The 16,225-nt window shown below is 54.1% G+C and carries 13 protein-coding genes and 2 tRNA genes; 9 read left to right on the top strand and 6 right to left on the bottom strand.

All coding sequences use genetic code 11. The features are described 5' to 3' along the window. Nucleotides 1-6 precede the first annotated feature (6 nt). On the top strand, nucleotides 7-840 hold the full coding sequence (gene nudC / locus N4Q37_RS06980) for an NAD(+) diphosphatase (RefSeq protein ID WP_260956306.1): 834 nt from the start codon (nucleotides 7-9) through the stop codon (nucleotides 838-840). Here the strand turns inward: nudC and N4Q37_RS06975 are convergent. After that, nucleotides 808-1,587, bottom strand: a complete 780-nt coding sequence (locus N4Q37_RS06975; protein WP_260956304.1) for a TSUP family transporter — start codon at nucleotides 1,585-1,587, stop codon at nucleotides 808-810. The genes nudC and N4Q37_RS06975 overlap by 33 nt on opposite strands. Nucleotides 1,588-1,926: 339 nt before the next feature. On the opposite strand from N4Q37_RS06975, the gene N4Q37_RS06970 reads away from it, so the two are divergent. From N4Q37_RS06970 to N4Q37_RS06960, 3 genes are all read left to right on the top strand, one after another. Next, nucleotides 1,927-2,000, top strand: a tRNA-Cys gene (locus N4Q37_RS06970). Nucleotides 2,001-2,193: 193 nt separating this feature from the next. Beyond that, nucleotides 2,194-2,280 (top strand) — tRNA-Leu (locus N4Q37_RS06965). 382 nt (nucleotides 2,281-2,662) lie between these two features. After that, the gene (locus N4Q37_RS06960) at nucleotides 2,663-4,228 is read left to right on the top strand and encodes a BCCT family transporter (protein ID WP_260956303.1); all 1,566 of its coding nucleotides are present in this window, start codon (nucleotides 2,663-2,665) and stop codon (nucleotides 4,226-4,228) included. Between the two features lie 66 nt (nucleotides 4,229-4,294). Here N4Q37_RS06960 and N4Q37_RS06955 read toward each other — a convergent pair whose 3' ends face one another. Continuing rightward, nucleotides 4,295-4,657, bottom strand: coding sequence for an NUDIX hydrolase (locus N4Q37_RS06955; protein WP_260956302.1), 363 nt, complete (start codon nucleotides 4,655-4,657; stop codon nucleotides 4,295-4,297). Nucleotides 4,658-4,905: 248 nt separating this feature from the next. Here N4Q37_RS06955 and N4Q37_RS06950 point away from each other — a divergent pair, with 248 nt between their 5' ends. Beyond that, on the top strand, nucleotides 4,906-5,091 hold the full coding sequence (locus N4Q37_RS06950; protein ID WP_260956300.1) for a hypothetical protein: 186 nt from the start codon (nucleotides 4,906-4,908) through the stop codon (nucleotides 5,089-5,091). Nucleotides 5,092-5,203: 112 nt separating this feature from the next. Here N4Q37_RS06950 and N4Q37_RS06945 read toward each other — a convergent pair whose 3' ends face one another. Further along, the gene (locus N4Q37_RS06945; protein WP_260956298.1) at nucleotides 5,204-5,434 is read right to left on the bottom strand and encodes a hypothetical protein; all 231 of its coding nucleotides are present in this window, start codon (nucleotides 5,432-5,434) and stop codon (nucleotides 5,204-5,206) included. A 150-nt stretch (nucleotides 5,435-5,584) separates the two neighbouring features. After that, nucleotides 5,585-5,839 (bottom strand): DUF6555 family protein, encoded by a 255-nt coding sequence (locus N4Q37_RS06940; protein ID WP_260956296.1) that lies wholly within the window; start codon nucleotides 5,837-5,839, stop codon nucleotides 5,585-5,587. Between the two features lie 239 nt (nucleotides 5,840-6,078). Here N4Q37_RS06940 and N4Q37_RS06935 point away from each other — a divergent pair, with 239 nt between their 5' ends. Further along, on the top strand, nucleotides 6,079-6,978 hold the full coding sequence (locus N4Q37_RS06935; RefSeq protein ID WP_260956294.1) for a polysaccharide deacetylase family protein: 900 nt from the start codon (nucleotides 6,079-6,081) through the stop codon (nucleotides 6,976-6,978). A gap of 105 nt (nucleotides 6,979-7,083) precedes the next feature. Then, complete coding sequence (locus N4Q37_RS06930) at nucleotides 7,084-7,275, top strand: DUF2188 domain-containing protein (protein WP_260956292.1); 192 nt, start codon at nucleotides 7,084-7,086, stop codon at nucleotides 7,273-7,275. 51 nt (nucleotides 7,276-7,326) lie between these two features. On the opposite strand, the gene N4Q37_RS06925 is transcribed toward N4Q37_RS06930, so the two are convergent. Next, nucleotides 7,327-9,114: a DAHL domain-containing protein gene (locus tag N4Q37_RS06925; protein ID WP_260956290.1), complete on the bottom strand. Its 1,788-nt coding sequence runs from the start codon at nucleotides 9,112-9,114 to the stop codon at nucleotides 7,327-7,329. A 254-nt stretch (nucleotides 9,115-9,368) separates the two neighbouring features. Then, on the bottom strand, nucleotides 9,369-10,223 hold the full coding sequence (locus tag N4Q37_RS06920) for a prohibitin family protein (RefSeq protein WP_260956289.1): 855 nt from the start codon (nucleotides 10,221-10,223) through the stop codon (nucleotides 9,369-9,371). A 1,296-nt stretch (nucleotides 10,224-11,519) separates the two neighbouring features. Here N4Q37_RS06920 and N4Q37_RS06915 point away from each other — a divergent pair. Together N4Q37_RS06915 and N4Q37_RS06910 are read left to right on the top strand one after the other, a co-directional pair. After that, nucleotides 11,520-12,884, top strand: a complete 1,365-nt coding sequence (locus tag N4Q37_RS06915) for a tyrosine-type recombinase/integrase (protein WP_260956287.1) — start codon at nucleotides 11,520-11,522, stop codon at nucleotides 12,882-12,884. After that, nucleotides 12,881-16,222: a hypothetical protein gene (locus N4Q37_RS06910; RefSeq protein ID WP_260956285.1), complete on the top strand. Its 3,342-nt coding sequence runs from the start codon at nucleotides 12,881-12,883 to the stop codon at nucleotides 16,220-16,222. The genes N4Q37_RS06915 and N4Q37_RS06910 overlap by 4 nt, the downstream gene beginning before the upstream one ends. Nucleotides 16,223-16,225: the final 3 nt, after the last annotated feature.

Below are 16,225 nucleotides of genomic sequence, written 5' to 3'. Positions count from 1 at the left end.
TCGATCATGATTTCACGCTGGACGACCACCACAGTACTCGACACCGACCTTCCCGGCGGCTGGGCCGTGGCCCGCAGTCCCGAAGGTTTTCTGTTTGACGACAACGGCGCGCTGTTTCCCCGTGACTGGCTCAAGCGCCAAGACCTGTCGATCCTCGCTGAGCATGGGATTGGTCACCTCGATGGTGAACCCGTCTATCTGCTGGAACTGCACAGTCCACTGGAGATCCCCGGCTGCAACTGGAAGGGGTTGCGGGCTTTCATGCTCGAAGACGATTACACGCTGTTCAAGGTGCTGGGCTATGCGGCGCAGATCGGTACCTGGGCCCGGGAACATCGGTTTTGCGGCAGTTGCGGCAAGCGCATGGGCCAGATCCCGCGAGAGCGGGCGATGTATTGCGATGTGTGCGACCTGCGGCATTATCCGCGGATTTCACCGAGCATGATCGTGCTGATCACTCGCGGCGACGAGGTGCTGCTGGCCCGTTCGCCGCGTTTCGTCACCGGCGTCTACAGCACCCTGGCTGGCTTCGCCGAGCCTGGCGAGTCGGCTGAGGATTGTCTGATCCGCGAGGTGCGCGAGGAGGTCAGCATCGAGGTGAAGAACATCCAGTACGTTGGCAGCCAATGCTGGCCGTTTCCTCACTCGATGATGCTGGGCTTCCACGCCGAATACGCCAGTGGCGAGATCGTGCCCCAGGAGGACGAAATCGAGGATGCCCAGTGGTTCAACATCCATGACCTACCACCGCTGCCAGCCTGGCGCTCCATCGCCCGCTACCTGATCGACCTTTATGTGGCGCGGCGTCTAGGCCATGCTGAACCAGCGCTGCCAGGCTAGCCGCACGGTCAGCCCGAGCACCACGGTGATGAACACCGGCCGGATGAACTTCGCACCGCCGCTGATGGCGGTGCGAGCGCCGAAGAACGCGCCGATCATCACCGACAATCCCATGCTCAGGCCGATGATCCAATCCACTTGCCCCGAGAAAATGAACACCGCCAGCGCCGCGATGTTGCTGACGAAGTTCATGCTGCGGGCCACGCCACTGGCCTTGACCAAGTCGATGGGGTAGAGCAGCAGGCTGCTGACGGTCCAGAATGCACCCGTGCCCGGACCGGCCACACCGTCATAGAAACCCAGGCTGAAGCCTTGGGGCGACTGCCAGGTTTCCTTGATCGGCGCGTCGCTGTCCAGCGGCGCCTTGGGCGTGCCGCCGAACAACAGGTACAGGCCACAGGCAAAGACGATCACCGGGAGCATCTTGTTCAGCCATTCGGCGGGCAGGTAATGGGCGACGATGGCGCCGGTCAAGGCACCGACCAGCGTGCCGACGAGGGCGTGGGTCCACTGCCGTGGATGGAACAGCTTGCGCTTGTAGAAGGTGAAGCTGGCGGTGGCCGAGCCGAACGTCGAACTGAGTTTGTTGGTGCCCAGCACCAGGTGCGGCGGCAGGCCGGCGGTCAGCAGCGCCGGGGTGGTCAACAGGCCACCGCCACCGGCGATGGCATCGATGAAACCGGCAATGAACGCGACAACGGCAAGGATAGCGAGGGTAGTGAGGTCAACGCTGAGTTCGAAAGGCATGGAATGGGCTTATTCGGCAGGTCGCAGCAGGTCTGCGGGGAAGGCCGGTATGTTACCCACTATGGTGGCGGGCTGCGACAGCCGGTGTGTGCTCAGCCCTGTCAGGTCAATCGGGCCCACGGCGTAAAAGAAAAGAAGCGACACTGGCCGTCGGCTGATTTTTTTTTGAAATCAAGGGGTTGTCAGCCTCGGTAAATGAGTACATAATTGCGCCCATCGAATGCATTGGGATGTAAAAAAACTCAATGTTTTCAATAGGTTAGAGTCGCTTTAAGGCGATTCGATCCTGAGTCAGGTTTGTAAGCGTTGGATGGTGTTTCATACCATCGGGCGTTCTGAGGCCGAATAGCAAAATGGTTATGCAGTGGATTGCAAATCCACCTACGCCGGTTCGATTCCGACTTCGGCCTCCACTTTTGAAAAGCTCTGTAGATCGATGATCTACAGAGCTTTTTCATTTTCGAGGTGAGGAAAAGCCTTGTCTGTAAATGGGCATGGATAACCTTGCTTCACCGGGGAGGGATGTATATATTCCTCCCTCTTGCTGCACCAGCCAGGGCATGGGCGTTTCGATTCGCCGATGTCAGACGGCTGCACCGCGCTACCGCCCGAATGGCGAAACTGGTAGACGCATGGGACTTAAAATCCCCCGCTCGTAAGGGCGTGCCGGTTCGATTCCGGCTTCGGGCACCATCTGAAATCAAGGGTTTGCGAGCGAAAGCTAATGCAAATCCTTGTTTGCTTCTGATCGGTAATTGGGAAAGCGGTGGGTAATTCACCGTGTCGAAATGACTTTCTTTCCGAGTGCGAACGTACTTCCAGGGAATCGGCGCCCATCATTGGTTTGTCCATCCTGCGCCACGCTCTATCGCCTCGATCTCCGTTAATACCGACCTTCCTGAATCCAGATACGACTTCCTTGCCTCCACACGCTGGGCATTGCTGATAACGCTGTCGTTATTTGAATAGCAGGGATCGTCCGTGCGTAAACCATCGTTCGATTGGCAAGCGACCATCGCGGGGCAGTAGCTATGGCTCGCGACAGCGGGTTTCACACTTTGCTGGAGGATGGAGTATGCAAAAAATTCCTGGGTCACCCATCGACAAGGTGGTTTTCTGGGTGGCTGCCATGATTTCCGCTTCGTTCGTGGCCTGGGGGGCATTAGCGCCCAAGGCTATGGCGACCGCGATGCAGACGTTACTGGACACCATCATCGACGAGTTCGGCTGGAGTTTCGTCATTTCCACTGTTTTCTTCCTGGGTTTCGCTTTGTTCCTGGCGTTCAGTCGCTTCGGCCGAATCACCCTGGGGCTGGACGGGGAGCAGCCCGAGTTCAGCACGGCATCATGGATCGCCATGATGTTCAGCGTCGGCATGGGCATCGGGCTGATGTTCTGGGGCGTAGCCGAGCCAATCACGCACTTTGCGACGCCACCGCATGGGCTGGCGCAGCCGCACTCCAGGGAGGCTGCCAAACTGGCCATGGAGTACGCCTATTTCCACTGGGCGTTCCACCCTTGGGCTATCTATGCCATCGTGGGCGTGGTCATTGCCTATTTTTCGTTCCGCAAGGGGCTGCCGAACCTGATATCCAGCGCTTTTACGCCGCTGATCGGCGAGGTGGGTGTGCGCGGGCCGTTGGGCAAGTCGATCGACGTGCTGGCGGTCCTGGCGACACTGTTCGGCACGGCCACCTCGCTCGGCCTGGGCGCGCAGCAGATCAACAGTGGCCTCAATTACCTGTGGCACACCGGTGAATCGAATGGCATTGCGTTGACCATCATCGCTGTGATGACGGTGCTCTTCATCCTCTCCGCCGTATCCGGGGTCGGCAAGGGGGTGCAGTTCCTGAGCAACTTCAACATGGTGGTTGCCGTGGTGCTGTTATTGTTCCTGGCAGCGGTGGGGCCCAGCGTTTTCATCATGAACACACTGGTCGCGTCGGTAGGCGAATACATTCGCGAGCTGATTCCGATGTCGTTTCGCACCGCGGCTTTCAGCGACGGGAAGTGGCTTGCCGGCTGGACCATCTTCTACTGGGCCTGGTGGATTTCCTGGGCCCCCTTCGTGGGCACTTTCATCGCACGTATTTCCCGTGGTCGTACCATTCGCGAGTTCGTCGTCGGCGTTATCTTCATTCCCAGTGGGGTGACGATGGTGTGGTTCTCGATCATGGGCGGTGCGGCCCTCTACTCGGAATTGGTCGGCGTGGGTGGCATTGCCTCGATCGTGAAGGAACAGGGGCCCGCAGTGGCGCTCTTCGCGCTGCTGGCCCAGTATCCAGCGGCAGTGCTGACTTCGTTCGCGGCGATCGTGCTGGTCGGGGTGTTCTTCATCTCGGGGGCCGATGCCGGCGCCATCGTGATGAGCATGCTCTGTGCCCATGGCAACCTGGAGCCGCCGCGCTGGCTGGTGGTGCTATGGGGCTCGTTGGCCGGTGCGGCGGCCTCAGTGCTGTTGGTGATGGGCGGTCTGGGTGGGCTGCAGACCGCAGCCATCATCGTTGCCGCGCCGTTCCTGCTGGTGATGATGGGAATGTGCGTGTCACTGTGGCGCGCGCTGCTTAATGACCTGCAGAGCAGCGAAGTGCCTGAAGCACGTCTTGGCGTCAGCGATCCAGAGCGTTCGGCTTTGGACTAAGGACCGGTCCATAAAAAAGGGTTGCATGAGGTATCTCACGCAACCCTTTTTGTGCTCAAGGCAGGCTCACAACCGCCGTCGAAACGCCTCAAGAATTTCCCGCATGCCTTTCTTCATCTGCAATTGTGCAATGGCGTCCAGCGGATGCCACAGGCAATCGCTGATTTCGTTCCGTGGGCTCGCCATTTTGCCGTCGATGACGGACACCTCGAAAACGTGGTGTTCGGTATCGCCTTCATTGACACGCATCAGGTAGAGCAGGTTTTCCGCGCTGAGTCCGGTTTCTTCCGCCAATTCCCTGATGGCCGCGTCGACATGGGTTTCGCCGCACTCGACGGTGCCGCCCGGCAACGCCCAACGGCTCTTGGGTTTGCGCACCAGCAAGATCTGGCGGTCTTGCTCGCAGATGACGGTCGCGCGGATTTTCATAAGTGTGTTCGGTCAATGATTGTCATAAAAGTGAAATATAACTGAAATATATGCTTGCGGTGTATCTACTAAAATTCTGCTGAGGTCATGTCATTACGACCACGGGCGCGGGCGAATGATTTCACTTATTTCATCGGCTGCCCGGCGCTCGGCTATCGACCGATCATCGCCAAAAATGAATCAGAGTCGAAAAAACGCATCCATGTTGGGTGGATGGTCGACCCCGGGCATGGGGGAAGAGAGGAAAGATGACTACCGTTGAAGACTTCAAGATCAAATCCCACGAGTTGCTGGTAGAGCTTGACACGGCAACATCGGAAATGATGACGCTCATCTGTGCCCATCAAATGGCGGGGCTCGCCTGGGAGGAAGCGGTCCAGCGTCAGCATGAAGCCTATGAGCGGTGGGTTGAATATCTGAACGAGCGCTCCTAGGAACTTGACCTCGAGCGCTGGCAGATTCTTTGAGTGGTCCCTGAGCGGTCGTGCCTGATCCATCGGTTTTCCAACCGGTAACGTTCGGGGAGAACGAGTTGACGCAAAAGCGTTAACGGAATTTAGGCAGCGGTGGCTCAACGGGTTTGAGCGACGTCAATGCACTCTGGATCGATGGGGCATCCTTATCGATATCATTGAGCCGGTCCCGAATACGCACAGCGGTCGGGTGCCCGCCCTGATGGTCGACCCAGTCGGCGATTTCCTTGCAGGCCGCCGCCAGCCGTGACTGACGGGACTCCAACAAAGTGAGCAGGGTGGTGATGGACTCTTTTTCTGACATGTCACACCTCCATTCAGCGTTGATGGGGCAGCACGAAGCCCACCCGAAGGCGAGTCGTACTGTTGTTAAGCGTAGTAGAGTTATTTCGGGTCTGTCGGGAATCCGGTGTCCGACTGGACAGCCGGTTCTCCGAATGGTGGGGTTTACATGTCAGCCAGACTCCTTGACCCAGGCCGGCGCCGCACTGGCTCGCCAGCGCACGTCGGTAATGCCGTACTTTTCCGCAAGGGGTTTTGAAACCCGTTTGACCTTCTCCCTGCCGAACTTGGGTATGCGCCCGACACCTGCGTCGCAACTGGCCCAATGCCAAGCTTCGGAGTTGTTCATCACTTCGGCGCGAATGATGAAAGACTTCGGCTCGCCATGGAGCGTGTAGTCGATGATGTAAAGCGATGGCCCGCCCATAAATCCTCCCTAATCAAGTCCTATACGGATGGATACGGGGGCGTACAGAAAATTCCATTGAATTTCCAGGCGGTAGCAATAAGGTCGCATGACCTGTGGACGAAGCCGCGGCGAAAACGGTCCGGCGAGCAATGTTCGCGGCCCGGAACCAAACCCGGGTAACCTTCTCCAAGATGAGCTTTTCCACCCTCGGCCAGGGAAAAAGGCCAGGCAGTACGGCATTCACATCAGGGCAAAACATGAAAAACATCGCCAGGGCGCTGGTCATCGCAGTCTTCGCCATCGGTCTGTCTGGTTGCATTGGTCCACCCATCGAACTGACGCCACAAACCAGGCAACATTTGCTCGAGCAGCCCCCGATCCGCTTCCTGTTGACCTTCGACGACGGGCCCAGTGCATCATCCTTCTGGAACCCGAGCCAGCAGATACTGGACTCCTTGGCACACAATTCCATACAGCCTGGTATCAAGGCGGTGTTCTTTGTGCAGACCCGCGCGCCACGCGCCGGCGACAGTGATATCGGGCGTTCGGTCATGCATCGCGAGCAGCGCGAGGGCCATGTGCTGGGTTTCCATACCGCGACCCACTGGCACACGAACCATCGCTCCCTGAGCCCCGAGGATCTGGAGCAGTCGTTGGTTGACGGCAGCGCTGACATCGCCGCCATCAGCGGTACACCCCCCACACTGGTCCGGCCGCCGTTCTGGAGTTACGACAAGCGCACCTTCGCCGCCTACCAGCGCCATGGCATGCATGTGTTGTTGACTGATCTGAGCGCCAACGACGGAAAAGTCTGGGGCATCACCGCCAGCCCACGACGGCGAAGCAACCTGATACGCCAGCTCTCGGAAGTGCGTGAGCGCATGGCGGCTGGCGAGTTGCCTGCGGTCGATGGCGTGATCCCGGTGGTGGTCACTTTCCATGACCTCAACCGCTATACCGCCCGGCACTCCCTCGAGTACTTGCAGATCTTGCTCGATGCCGCCCAGGTCACCGGGGTGACTGTCGATGCCAAGCCGTTCTACGACGATCACCAGGCGCTGGAACGCGCGGCCATGGCGCGCACCGTCCAGAGCGCCGGCCAGCCGGTGCGCTTGCCCGGCCTGTGGAACTGGATCTGGGATTCGGACTCCCATTGAAGTGCGGTGGTGCTGGCAAACGTTGCGACGCTCGGTCGGCACACTGCGCGAACTGAGAGTAAGGTGGATGATGCAATCCGGGATTATTTCGGAGGAGGGTTAGTTATGAGTACTGCGATGCTGAGGAAAATCCACATCAATGGTTACGACGTGCTCAGTGTAAACAGTGGACCCTGGAGGGTCTGTACCCAGGCTGACCGGTTGGGCGCCTTTGCTTCCCGGGAGGAAGCGCTGGCCTATGCAGCCGCGTTACCGGCACGAAAGAACCGCAGCGGCGCGACGGCCAACGTCAAGTAGCGGATCGCGCGTTGCCTGGGGCTGGCTGCGGGGCAGCCAGCCTGTTCGTTTTCAAGCCAGTTCCAGCGGAATATCCAAGGTGAACACAGCGCCTTGACCTGCCCCGTCGCTGTGGACGGACAGGTGACCGTTCATTTCAACCGCCGCCAGGGCACAGCTGTGCAGGCCAAACCCGTGACCGTCCTTGCGGGTGGTGAAACCATGGTTGAATATCCGCGCCAGGTTCTCGGGCTTGATCCCTTCGCCTCGGTCCTTGACGCTGAGGCGTAACGTCGTTTGATCGACCATCTGGATCCCCAGCGTCATTTCGCGTGGATCGCTGGTGTGCGACATCGCGAACTTGGCGTTGCTGATGAGGTTGATCAGGATCAACAGCAGCCGGTGCTTGTCGCCCAGGATAGGGGGGACGTCCTGGTAGTCCTTGATGACCGTGACATGATGCCGGCTCAGTGCGCCGGAATTCATGCGCAACGCATCTTCGAACAGATCGCTGACCTTGAGCGGTTCGATCAGCCTGGCAGCGCCGGCATAGGTTTGCTGGGTCGTGACGATTTCCTTGATGTGATCGATGCTCTTGGTCAGTTGCGCCAATTCGTCGATGAGCAGTGTTTGTTCGACCGCGATGGAATCAACCAATTCATTGAAGTAGCGGGGCAGCAACTTGCCTTTTTCATCCGTGGTGATGAACTGGCCAAGATCGTCGGCATGTTCGTTCATCATCTGCACCGCTTTGCCCAGCCCGGCGGTCTTGCTGTGTTTCAACTTGCGGGTGACCAGCTCGGCGGAAATATTCACGCTGTTGAGCACGTTCCCCACGTTGTGCAACACGTTGGTGGCGATTTCCGCCATGCCCGCCATGCGTGCGGCGTCCACCAGCTCGCGTTCCGCCTCCTTCAGTTCACGGGTCCGCTCTTGCACGCGCTCTTCCAGCCGCTCGTTGGACAATTGCAGCGCATGGTTGATCTGGTTGATGACGGCAGCACTGCGAACCAGCCGCACAGTCAGGTAGATCATCAGGATCGCCATGAGGCTGGCGCACACCGCCAGGTAGATATGGTATTGGCGGTCCGTCGCGGCGGTCCGGCGCTGGGTCTCGTTCAACAGCTCATTGATACTGTCCAGCTCCTGCGCCACCGGTATCACGCTGATGCGATCAAGCAAATCATTGACGATGGGTTGCTCGCGCAGGATGACTTGCACGTGATCGATGAGTGCGAGGAAGGCCGGCTGATCGTTCGTTGGCAACTGAGCGACGTACCGGGCCATTTCATTTAACTGGCCCTGCGCTTCATCGGCCTTGTCCACGCTGACATAAAGGGCGTATTCAAGCGCGGTCAACGTCAGCTCCAGCACGTTGGAGGCTGCCGTCAGGCGTTGCGCGGCACTTACACTGTTCATTTCCTTGAGCCGTATCTGCAGTTCGTCCTCGATGATCGGCAGTGCATCCAGGGACGTGCGCAACGCGGCATTGTGTTGCTGGAACTGATCCACCAGCAGGGTCTTGTTCTTGACCGCATCGACATAGCCCTGGCGTCGGGAGGCCCAGAGTGCCGCCAGGGGGCCGGCATTATTGAGGTGTTCCAACTGCTCCCATCGACTGTTCGCTTCCGGCGGTGGCGTCAGCGACAGATTATTGTTTACGCCGATCTTCTTCCTGAGAATCTTGACGTTCCAGTTCGCATCGGACTGCTTGAGCTGGCGAATGAAGTCGCGGGATTCGAAATAGGTTGTTGAGTCGTAGGTGTAGGACTTGATCAAAAAGAAGATCAGGGCTGAAAAAACTACCAGTGCGATCGCCAGCAGGGCGGGCCATTTGTATTTTTTGATGAGTCTGGTCACGCTGTTCTCCTGGGCAGGGGCGTTGTCGAAGGAGTCGGTGAGATCCCGGGCGAGGGGCGATGGTCAGGGCGTAAAGCGATGGCAAGGGAGAAGGGCGAGTGTCGCGTAGTTGCGTTCATGCATGGGTACACGTTGAGCTTCCTGCTAACGATGGACTTTGCAAATCATGGATGACGTGAGTGTAGCGTCAACGCAACGCACGGTGTTACAGCGCGGCTTACGGGCGCGGCCCAGGCAGGCCGCACCGCGGGATGTCACTTGGTGTCGATGAAGGGGATTGCGCCGTTTGGTAGCACGGTCGTTGGCAACACGCCGTTCCAGCGTTCGGCCTTGGTCAGTTCCACCAGGTTCTGGTTGCTGGCCAGGGCCTGGGCCCGAGCCTTGATGGCCTCGGCTTCGGCCTTGCCGCGCAACTCGGTGGCCAACGCGTCCGCCTTGGCCTGGGCCACTTGCGAATCGGCTTCCGCCTGAGCCTGGGTGACGCGGATCTGGGCCTGGACCTGCTCGGTGGCCAGTTGCTGCTCACGGGTCTTGACCTGGACTTCGGCGGCCATGCGTGCCTCGATGGCTTTTTCATAGGCATCGCTGAAGTCGATGTTCTCGACCTGGACGCTGTCGATGATCACGGGGCCGGTGATGGTGGACTTGATGGCGGTGGAGATATCGTTGACCAGTTGCACCCGATTCTGCACGGCAGCGACGGCATTGAAGCGGCCAAAGACGTTTTCCACCTGGGTCGGCACCTGGCGGCTGATCATCCGGTCGCGGATACCGTCCAGATCCTTGAATTGGGTGTAGACCTTCGCCACGTCGGAAGGCGCGATGTGCCAGGACACCGACACCTTGAGCTGGGCGGACTGCTGGTCCTTGCTATAGGCCTGCAAGTCTTCGTAGGCCGTGACCTGGCTCTGGACGCTGATCAGGCGTACGGACTCGATGAATGGGGTCTTGAACGATAGGCCGGGTTCCACCACCCCAACGAGTGCGCCGTTGCGCAGCAGCACACCGCGCTCGGTTTCGTCGACCGTGTACCAACTGCCGAAAAAGACGCACAACAAGACGACGCCTACGACGGCCGCAACGAGAGAACTGATGGTCTTGCTGTTCACTTTTCTTTCCTTGAGTTGGGAGGATGGGAGCAACGCGGCCGCTGTCGACGCGGGCACCGAAAGCGCTCTTGCCGAACGCCAGGCACAAAAAAGCCCTGAATAATCAGGGCTTTTTTGTATGAAGATGGCGGAGGCGATGGGATTCGAACCTTTATCATAGGTTCCCCCCTGTATCTGCAGTTTTCTACACTGCTTTGATCGCTATCCTGTTGTGGCAAAATTACAGAACTCAAGGCGTCCACGCAAGCATCTCTTCCGAGCTCAAGTGTGCATCTGACTGCATACTGACAGCATTCCTTGGCACACAGCCTCTCTAGGGACGGATGAGTCTCTTTGAAAATTTAGATTTGTTTGACAGCGTCTGAGCCTGTCCTGCTAGAACTCAATCAGGCTGCAGTACCTTGTAGAGTTGAGTCTGTTACTGAGTTTCTTTTTCGCTTTGACATGCTTGTTAGATGCTGTTTTGCACCCAGAGGCAGTGTGTGGCTAGGCGATTCGATCCATCGCCGCATCTACGACCAGCCCACTCAATGTGATCATTTTCACTTTTCATCGAGCCTTCCTGGCGGCATTACGCTTGATCTGTTCCAGCGTCGAAATGCGAGTGCATTTCACCAAGCATTAATTGCTCAGTTCACTTGTCGCACCATGGCGAGCAGAGGGAGCATCATCCATTTGTCCGCTGAGGGCTACGGCACCTTGCCAGCACCAATCGTTGATCGCTCGTGGATCAGATTTCAGTGGTCAGGCCGACTGCGATAGGAGGGTGATACGCATGACGGCGGGTTTTGAGCCCACCTCGAAATGCTTTTTTCATACACAAAACCTCCACCGATCAATGACAGGTTTTACGCGCGGGAAAGTAGTGTTGCTATTTCTGACAGGTATCAGTCTCCGCTTTCCATTTCTTTTAGACCCAAGTCCGACTGTCACTGCTGTGCGTTAGCGCAGGGCAGGTGGGGGCTTCATGAAGGAGCCTTATTTTACTAGGAGTTAAAGTATACCGGGTGTACTTAGTTAAAATTGCCTCCTATAAATGGAATGATGGAAAGAGTTCCGTATTCTATAAGAAGTACACTTGGTGTATATGTTTAAAAATACACTTAGTGTACTTATTTTGTGCTTGAAAAAATTTGAAAAAGTGCTCTTGCAAGGCATGAGATTCCTATGGAATGATGGATATACAAACCAATATAGGAACTCTCAGTGCTAAGGTCGCCCAACAATAATCCTCGAGTTTCAGCTCCGCATGTGGACATGCTCGAGACTGTGCGCGATGGTCGAAGAACATTCAGATTGCTCTCTGATGATGAGCTGCAAAACAAATTCTTCGATAACTGGGCGTATCAGCTGAGCCGAAAGCTTAAGCACAAAACCGTGTCGACATATTGCTATGCAGTTAAGACATTTTTGAACTACATTGCTCAGATAGCATTCCAGAATGGAGGTTTGACCTCAGCGCTTTTGGCTGATGCTCTGGAGAACTATGAAAGTTTTTTGGTGTTTGGAACTTCAAGCAGCATCGAGATGGTTCGAAAGGCGGCGCGAGTATTGGGGGATCGAAATCTTTCTGGCTCATCGGTAGTTACAAATTTCGCTGGTATTAATCGCTTTATCGATGCAAGTGAAATGCTACGAAGGGGATTGATTGAGTTGGAGGAGCGTGGAGCTATTACGTCAGGCTCCCTGTCAGGATTTTCACTGCAGACAACTGTAAAAATTAAAGCCCCTACAAAAGTTCGATCCGCAATAAAATCAAATAGTTGGTTGGCAGGGTGCATAGCCGGTGGGGTTCGGCGAATCAAGTGTGCTGGCCTGTCACCTGTATCAAAACCCTCAGAGCTTGCGTTCACTGACGAGTTTGGTGGGGATGAGCTGACATTTCCAATAGACAAGTGTGTCGAGCTGATAAAAAAAGCGCCAAGTCTTCGGGATAAAGTTCTTTGGAGCCTAATTGCTGCAACGGGGTGCCGTGTTTCGGAAGCCCTAACAATATTGATGTGCGATATAGTACCTAACGCAAAAGATTATGACTGTAGCAAGATCTTCATAGTCGACCCCGCAACAAGGCGCCATGTGTTGATCAACTATATTTCTGAGGAAGTCATCAATCAGCTTCCTCATAAAGGCCGGGCTCACACTGAGACGTTTATGATTGAGCCATTTGCATCAATGTTTTGGATCGCGTTGGCCGAGTACAAACAGGAAGAACGGAGGAAAGAGAAAAGCCGTTTGACGCCAGTGTGCCACAATTTTTTGTTTCGCAATCTGAAAAACGGCGACCCGATACCACTTTCCTATCAGACAGTTTACGAGCGGTTTACGAAGGTGGCGCGGGAAATTACAGGCGAGACCTATGGGTTTCACAGTTTGCGCCACATGTATGGATATTACCTAGTAAACCACTGTGTGAATCCAAATCCAAATGGCGGTCGGCGCTATGGTTTGGAACTGTACCTAGTACAGAAATACATGGGCCATAGCGAAATATCTAGTACCAAGCGCTACGCTCGTCAAGATGCGCAGATGCTGCATGCCACTCTAGCAGCAATCAATCTAGCAAGATTGGGTGGAGGGCCGCGTACAGTTCGGGAAGCCCGAATAGCCTATCTTACAAGCGAACTATCAATTCTCGAAAATCAAGTTTTGGAAGCGGCATGATTAATCTATCGAAAACCGATGCAGTTTGGTTGATACCAGAAGATGATATCGCTGTTGAGTTTGATAAGGCGATAGCTGTGGTAAAAAACTTGTATAAGAACAAATATGGCGCTTACTCTAAGGATACCGCTCAGACGTTTTTAAGAAAATTAGGGGCGCTTGGGCCTGCTTTGTTTAGAGGATGGAGTCTTGAGCGTATCTCCAGTGTGTTGGCTTGTTGTTTTAAGGGTGGAAAAAATATTCGATCGCTTGATGAGTTTAAAAGCTTGACACCTGGTCAGACGGGGAGCGCGAGTACTTTCTTTAAAATGGTATTTATCGTGCTTTGGTGTGAGCGAAAAGTATTGTTGCCACTTAACTTTACTATTCCTTATAATCAGGATGATCTTGTTGATAAGATTACTCTTCAGTATGGAGCCGAAACGCTGGTGTACGCACGGAGTGTTAATCCTTGTTCATCGATACCTTATACAGGTGCGCTTGATACTAGGCGCCGAGCTCACCGTGCAACATTTTGGTTTCGACTAGTGCTGTGTTCAACTATATATAATCCTATTGATTTTACCGAGGAAGATATTAGGGAGTTGCACTCGCGTGGCAGTGGAAGTAGAAATTTGTTGTTAGCGCGGTATTATATAAATGACTTCATGTTGGTCATTGCGGAAAGTACGCCGATGCGGACGGTGCTTGGCGAATTTTTTACTGTTGTTGGCGAAAAAGCCGCCGTGCAGCGTGTGGAGGCAAAAAGAAGGCGGAAAGAAAGTGTCAAAAAAAATTCGGACGCGATAGCCGCAGAGACCACGTTGAATTTTCTTGAAGGGAAGGATCACTCTCTTGAGGGGCTCCTTCGCTTTTATGGTGGTACAGCAATTGTTCGGAAGTGTTTTGCTATTGATGATGTTAACTCGTTACCTGAGGGGTATCAGCATTTACCAAAAAAAGTTATAGATTTTTGTATCCTTGTTGATGGGGTGTACAAATCGTTCATTCGTACCAAGCGCCTACAGCAAGACAAAAATGCTTGGGCTCCTCTGAATTTTATGTTGTGCTATTGCGCAATGTATTTGTTTAAGTATTACATGGATCGAGATGGTCATCTTGGAAACTATCCATCGACCTTAAATGATTTTTCCTGCTCGCTTTACGTGACTGCGGATGATCTTTTACTTGAGGGTTTTGCCCAATTTACAGATGAACCCCCACAGACCCTGCTTAAATTTCTCAAAGGGGTCAGCGAGCGCAATTTTTGGAGCAATGATACCTACTACCAGCGGGTGCAACCAGTAGATCATCTATTTACGTACATCGTAGAAAATAGCCATCGGATACCGGAATCGGACAAGGTTATAAACACATTTACAGAAGCATGCTATCCCCGGCTACGGAAGCGACACGGTACGGTAAAAAAGCCAATTCCTCGCGCCTATTTTGCCACGTTTCTGAATATGCTCTACTCTCTGGAGTATCTCGTTATGCATCTCAACGAGATGGCTGACGGAAAAATGCCCGGAATAGTGAATGATAAACTAGTGTGCCCCACTATTGTTGAGCTCAACGAGCATCCTGACTGGTCTGGGATATGGGGAACTAAGGGGTTGGCTTGCGAAAGCGTAAACCTGGCAGTACTTAATTACTCACCTATATTTTATCATGAAGATAAAATCCAGCGGTTTGATTACATTCCACGATTCTATCGTATCGCTGAGATGGAGATTCACAATCGCATCGAACGACGAGTCGTGCCAAATGATGTTCGGCTGACCCAACTAATGTGCGAAACCGGCATCCGACAACAGCATTTGATTTGGTTGGATAAGGAGCAATATGATCGCTACCTGGATCGTAGCAGCAGAAGGGTGCTCGCGCCATTGTTTGTGAGTACGGACAAGGCGCATGGCGAATGGAGCGCAATCACCTCCAGACACGTAATTGATCTTCTAGATCGCCAGCGCGATTGGTATGACGCTTGTATCAGCGATGAGTATCGCCGGGATTTGTGGTACGGTATGACAGTTGAGTCACAGTTTGGCAGATTTAAGCCTCTTTTTCGTACCGCTGGGGTATCTAAGGATTGGGCGAATTATAGAAGTTTTCCGCTCTTGTTGTTGTGCCTTCAGTATTTTATTCGCGCTCAGTTGAAGGACTTTATACTCCCAGATTTTGTGTGGGTGAGGAACAGAGGTCAAGCTAAGGAGGCTATTACAGATTATCGGCTAGAATATCTCGCGACTCTAGTCGTGGCATCCATTAGAAGTGATGCAACACCGCATGGGCTACGAGCTGGATTTGTATCAGAAGCGATAAAGTTCCTCCCTCCTTCGTTGATTGGACGATACTTCACCGGGCAAACCGAAGAGCTCGTCTATTATTATGCATTGATTGACGATGATCCTATTGTTAGTCATGAACAACTACTGTTTAGTGCGGTGATGAAGAACGTTGAAAAAGTCCAAAGAGGGGAGGCGCCTCACCTTTCAGATGCGGTGTTTAAACTCAATCAGAGGCTTATGGCCGCCATCCAGAAGGATCCCGAAGAGGCCATTACCAAACATCGCTTGATGAGCTTGGCAAGGGTAAGGGGCGCTAAGAGTGGCATTGATATTATACGTGCTAAGGAATCCACGAACCCCGCGTACAATGCTACCCATATATGCCCATTCAATAATATTTGCCCTAAGGAAGTGGCAGAAATGTTTGGATTTACAAACGTCTGTGCCGTGTGCCCATTTGCCATTCGTGGTGTTGATCACCTTCCGGCTATCAGTGCTGAAAAGGACAAATACAAAGAGCTTATGATCGGGGTCCTACAGATGATTGAGGATTTACTCCAGCGCAAGCCAGAAAGTCGAAATGAAGTGGAGATCGAAAAGCTTGAACGTGAGCACGATCATTTTGCCCGCCAAGCGGTAGTCCTCGAGGCAATCGAAATGCAGTTGGTCGAAATGGCCAATAGCGGCCAGCGAAACGAGCTGGTTGTTCAGAAAAAAGAAGAAATCATAGGCCACTATCAGAGAACTACAGTTGGCGACAATGAAAAATTGCTGAAACGGTTGGTTGATGCTCAGAACTTCCCTGATCTGACAAGTCCTGATCTCGACAGCCGACTTGCCTATCTCAGAGGGATTCTGCAGATGCAGCCTGGGAACCTCAAAGAACATTTGGGGATCCAGTACAGATCGGCAGGGACAGCAGCTACACAACTGGCTGGACAAATAAACAGTATGGTGAACTCCGGGGCAATTGATGCTTTCGATGTTTACGCCGCCTTTGAAGGCGAGCAACAACTGCACCAACTCGTCGTGCAACCGGTAAAGCTCATTTCCCAGTACATCACATAAAAT

Source organism: Pseudomonas citri (genome assembly GCF_025336485.1).
GTDB lineage: Bacteria > Pseudomonadota > Gammaproteobacteria > Pseudomonadales > Pseudomonadaceae > Aquipseudomonas > Aquipseudomonas citri.
Note: the sequence above shows the minus strand (reverse complement) of the source record. Positions and strands in the feature narration are given on the sequence as shown.

What these genes read in the sequence shown, in the direction of transcription:
- N4Q37_RS06975 (WP_260956304.1), bottom strand. Translation starts at nt 1,587, where the DNA reads ATGCCTTTCGAACTCAGCGTTGACCTCACTACCCTCGCTATCCTTGCC.
- N4Q37_RS06935 (WP_260956294.1), top strand. Translation starts at nt 6,079, where the DNA reads ATGAAAAACATCGCCAGGGCGCTGGTCATCGCAGTCTTCGCCATCGGT.
- nudC (WP_260956306.1), top strand. Translation starts at nt 7, where the DNA reads ATGATTTCACGCTGGACGACCACCACAGTACTCGACACCGACCTTCCC.
- N4Q37_RS06940 (WP_260956296.1), bottom strand. Translation starts at nt 5,839, where the DNA reads ATGGGCGGGCCATCGCTTTACATCATCGACTACACGCTCCATGGCGAG.
- N4Q37_RS06955 (WP_260956302.1), bottom strand. Translation starts at nt 4,657, where the DNA reads ATGAAAATCCGCGCGACCGTCATCTGCGAGCAAGACCGCCAGATCTTG.
- N4Q37_RS06960 (WP_260956303.1), top strand. Translation starts at nt 2,663, where the DNA reads ATGCAAAAAATTCCTGGGTCACCCATCGACAAGGTGGTTTTCTGGGTG.
- N4Q37_RS06930 (WP_260956292.1), top strand. Translation starts at nt 7,084, where the DNA reads ATGAGTACTGCGATGCTGAGGAAAATCCACATCAATGGTTACGACGTG.
- N4Q37_RS06910 (WP_260956285.1), top strand. Translation starts at nt 12,881, where the DNA reads ATGATTAATCTATCGAAAACCGATGCAGTTTGGTTGATACCAGAAGAT.
- N4Q37_RS06945 (WP_260956298.1), bottom strand. Translation starts at nt 5,434, where the DNA reads ATGTCAGAAAAAGAGTCCATCACCACCCTGCTCACTTTGTTGGAGTCC.
- N4Q37_RS06950 (WP_260956300.1), top strand. Translation starts at nt 4,906, where the DNA reads ATGACTACCGTTGAAGACTTCAAGATCAAATCCCACGAGTTGCTGGTA.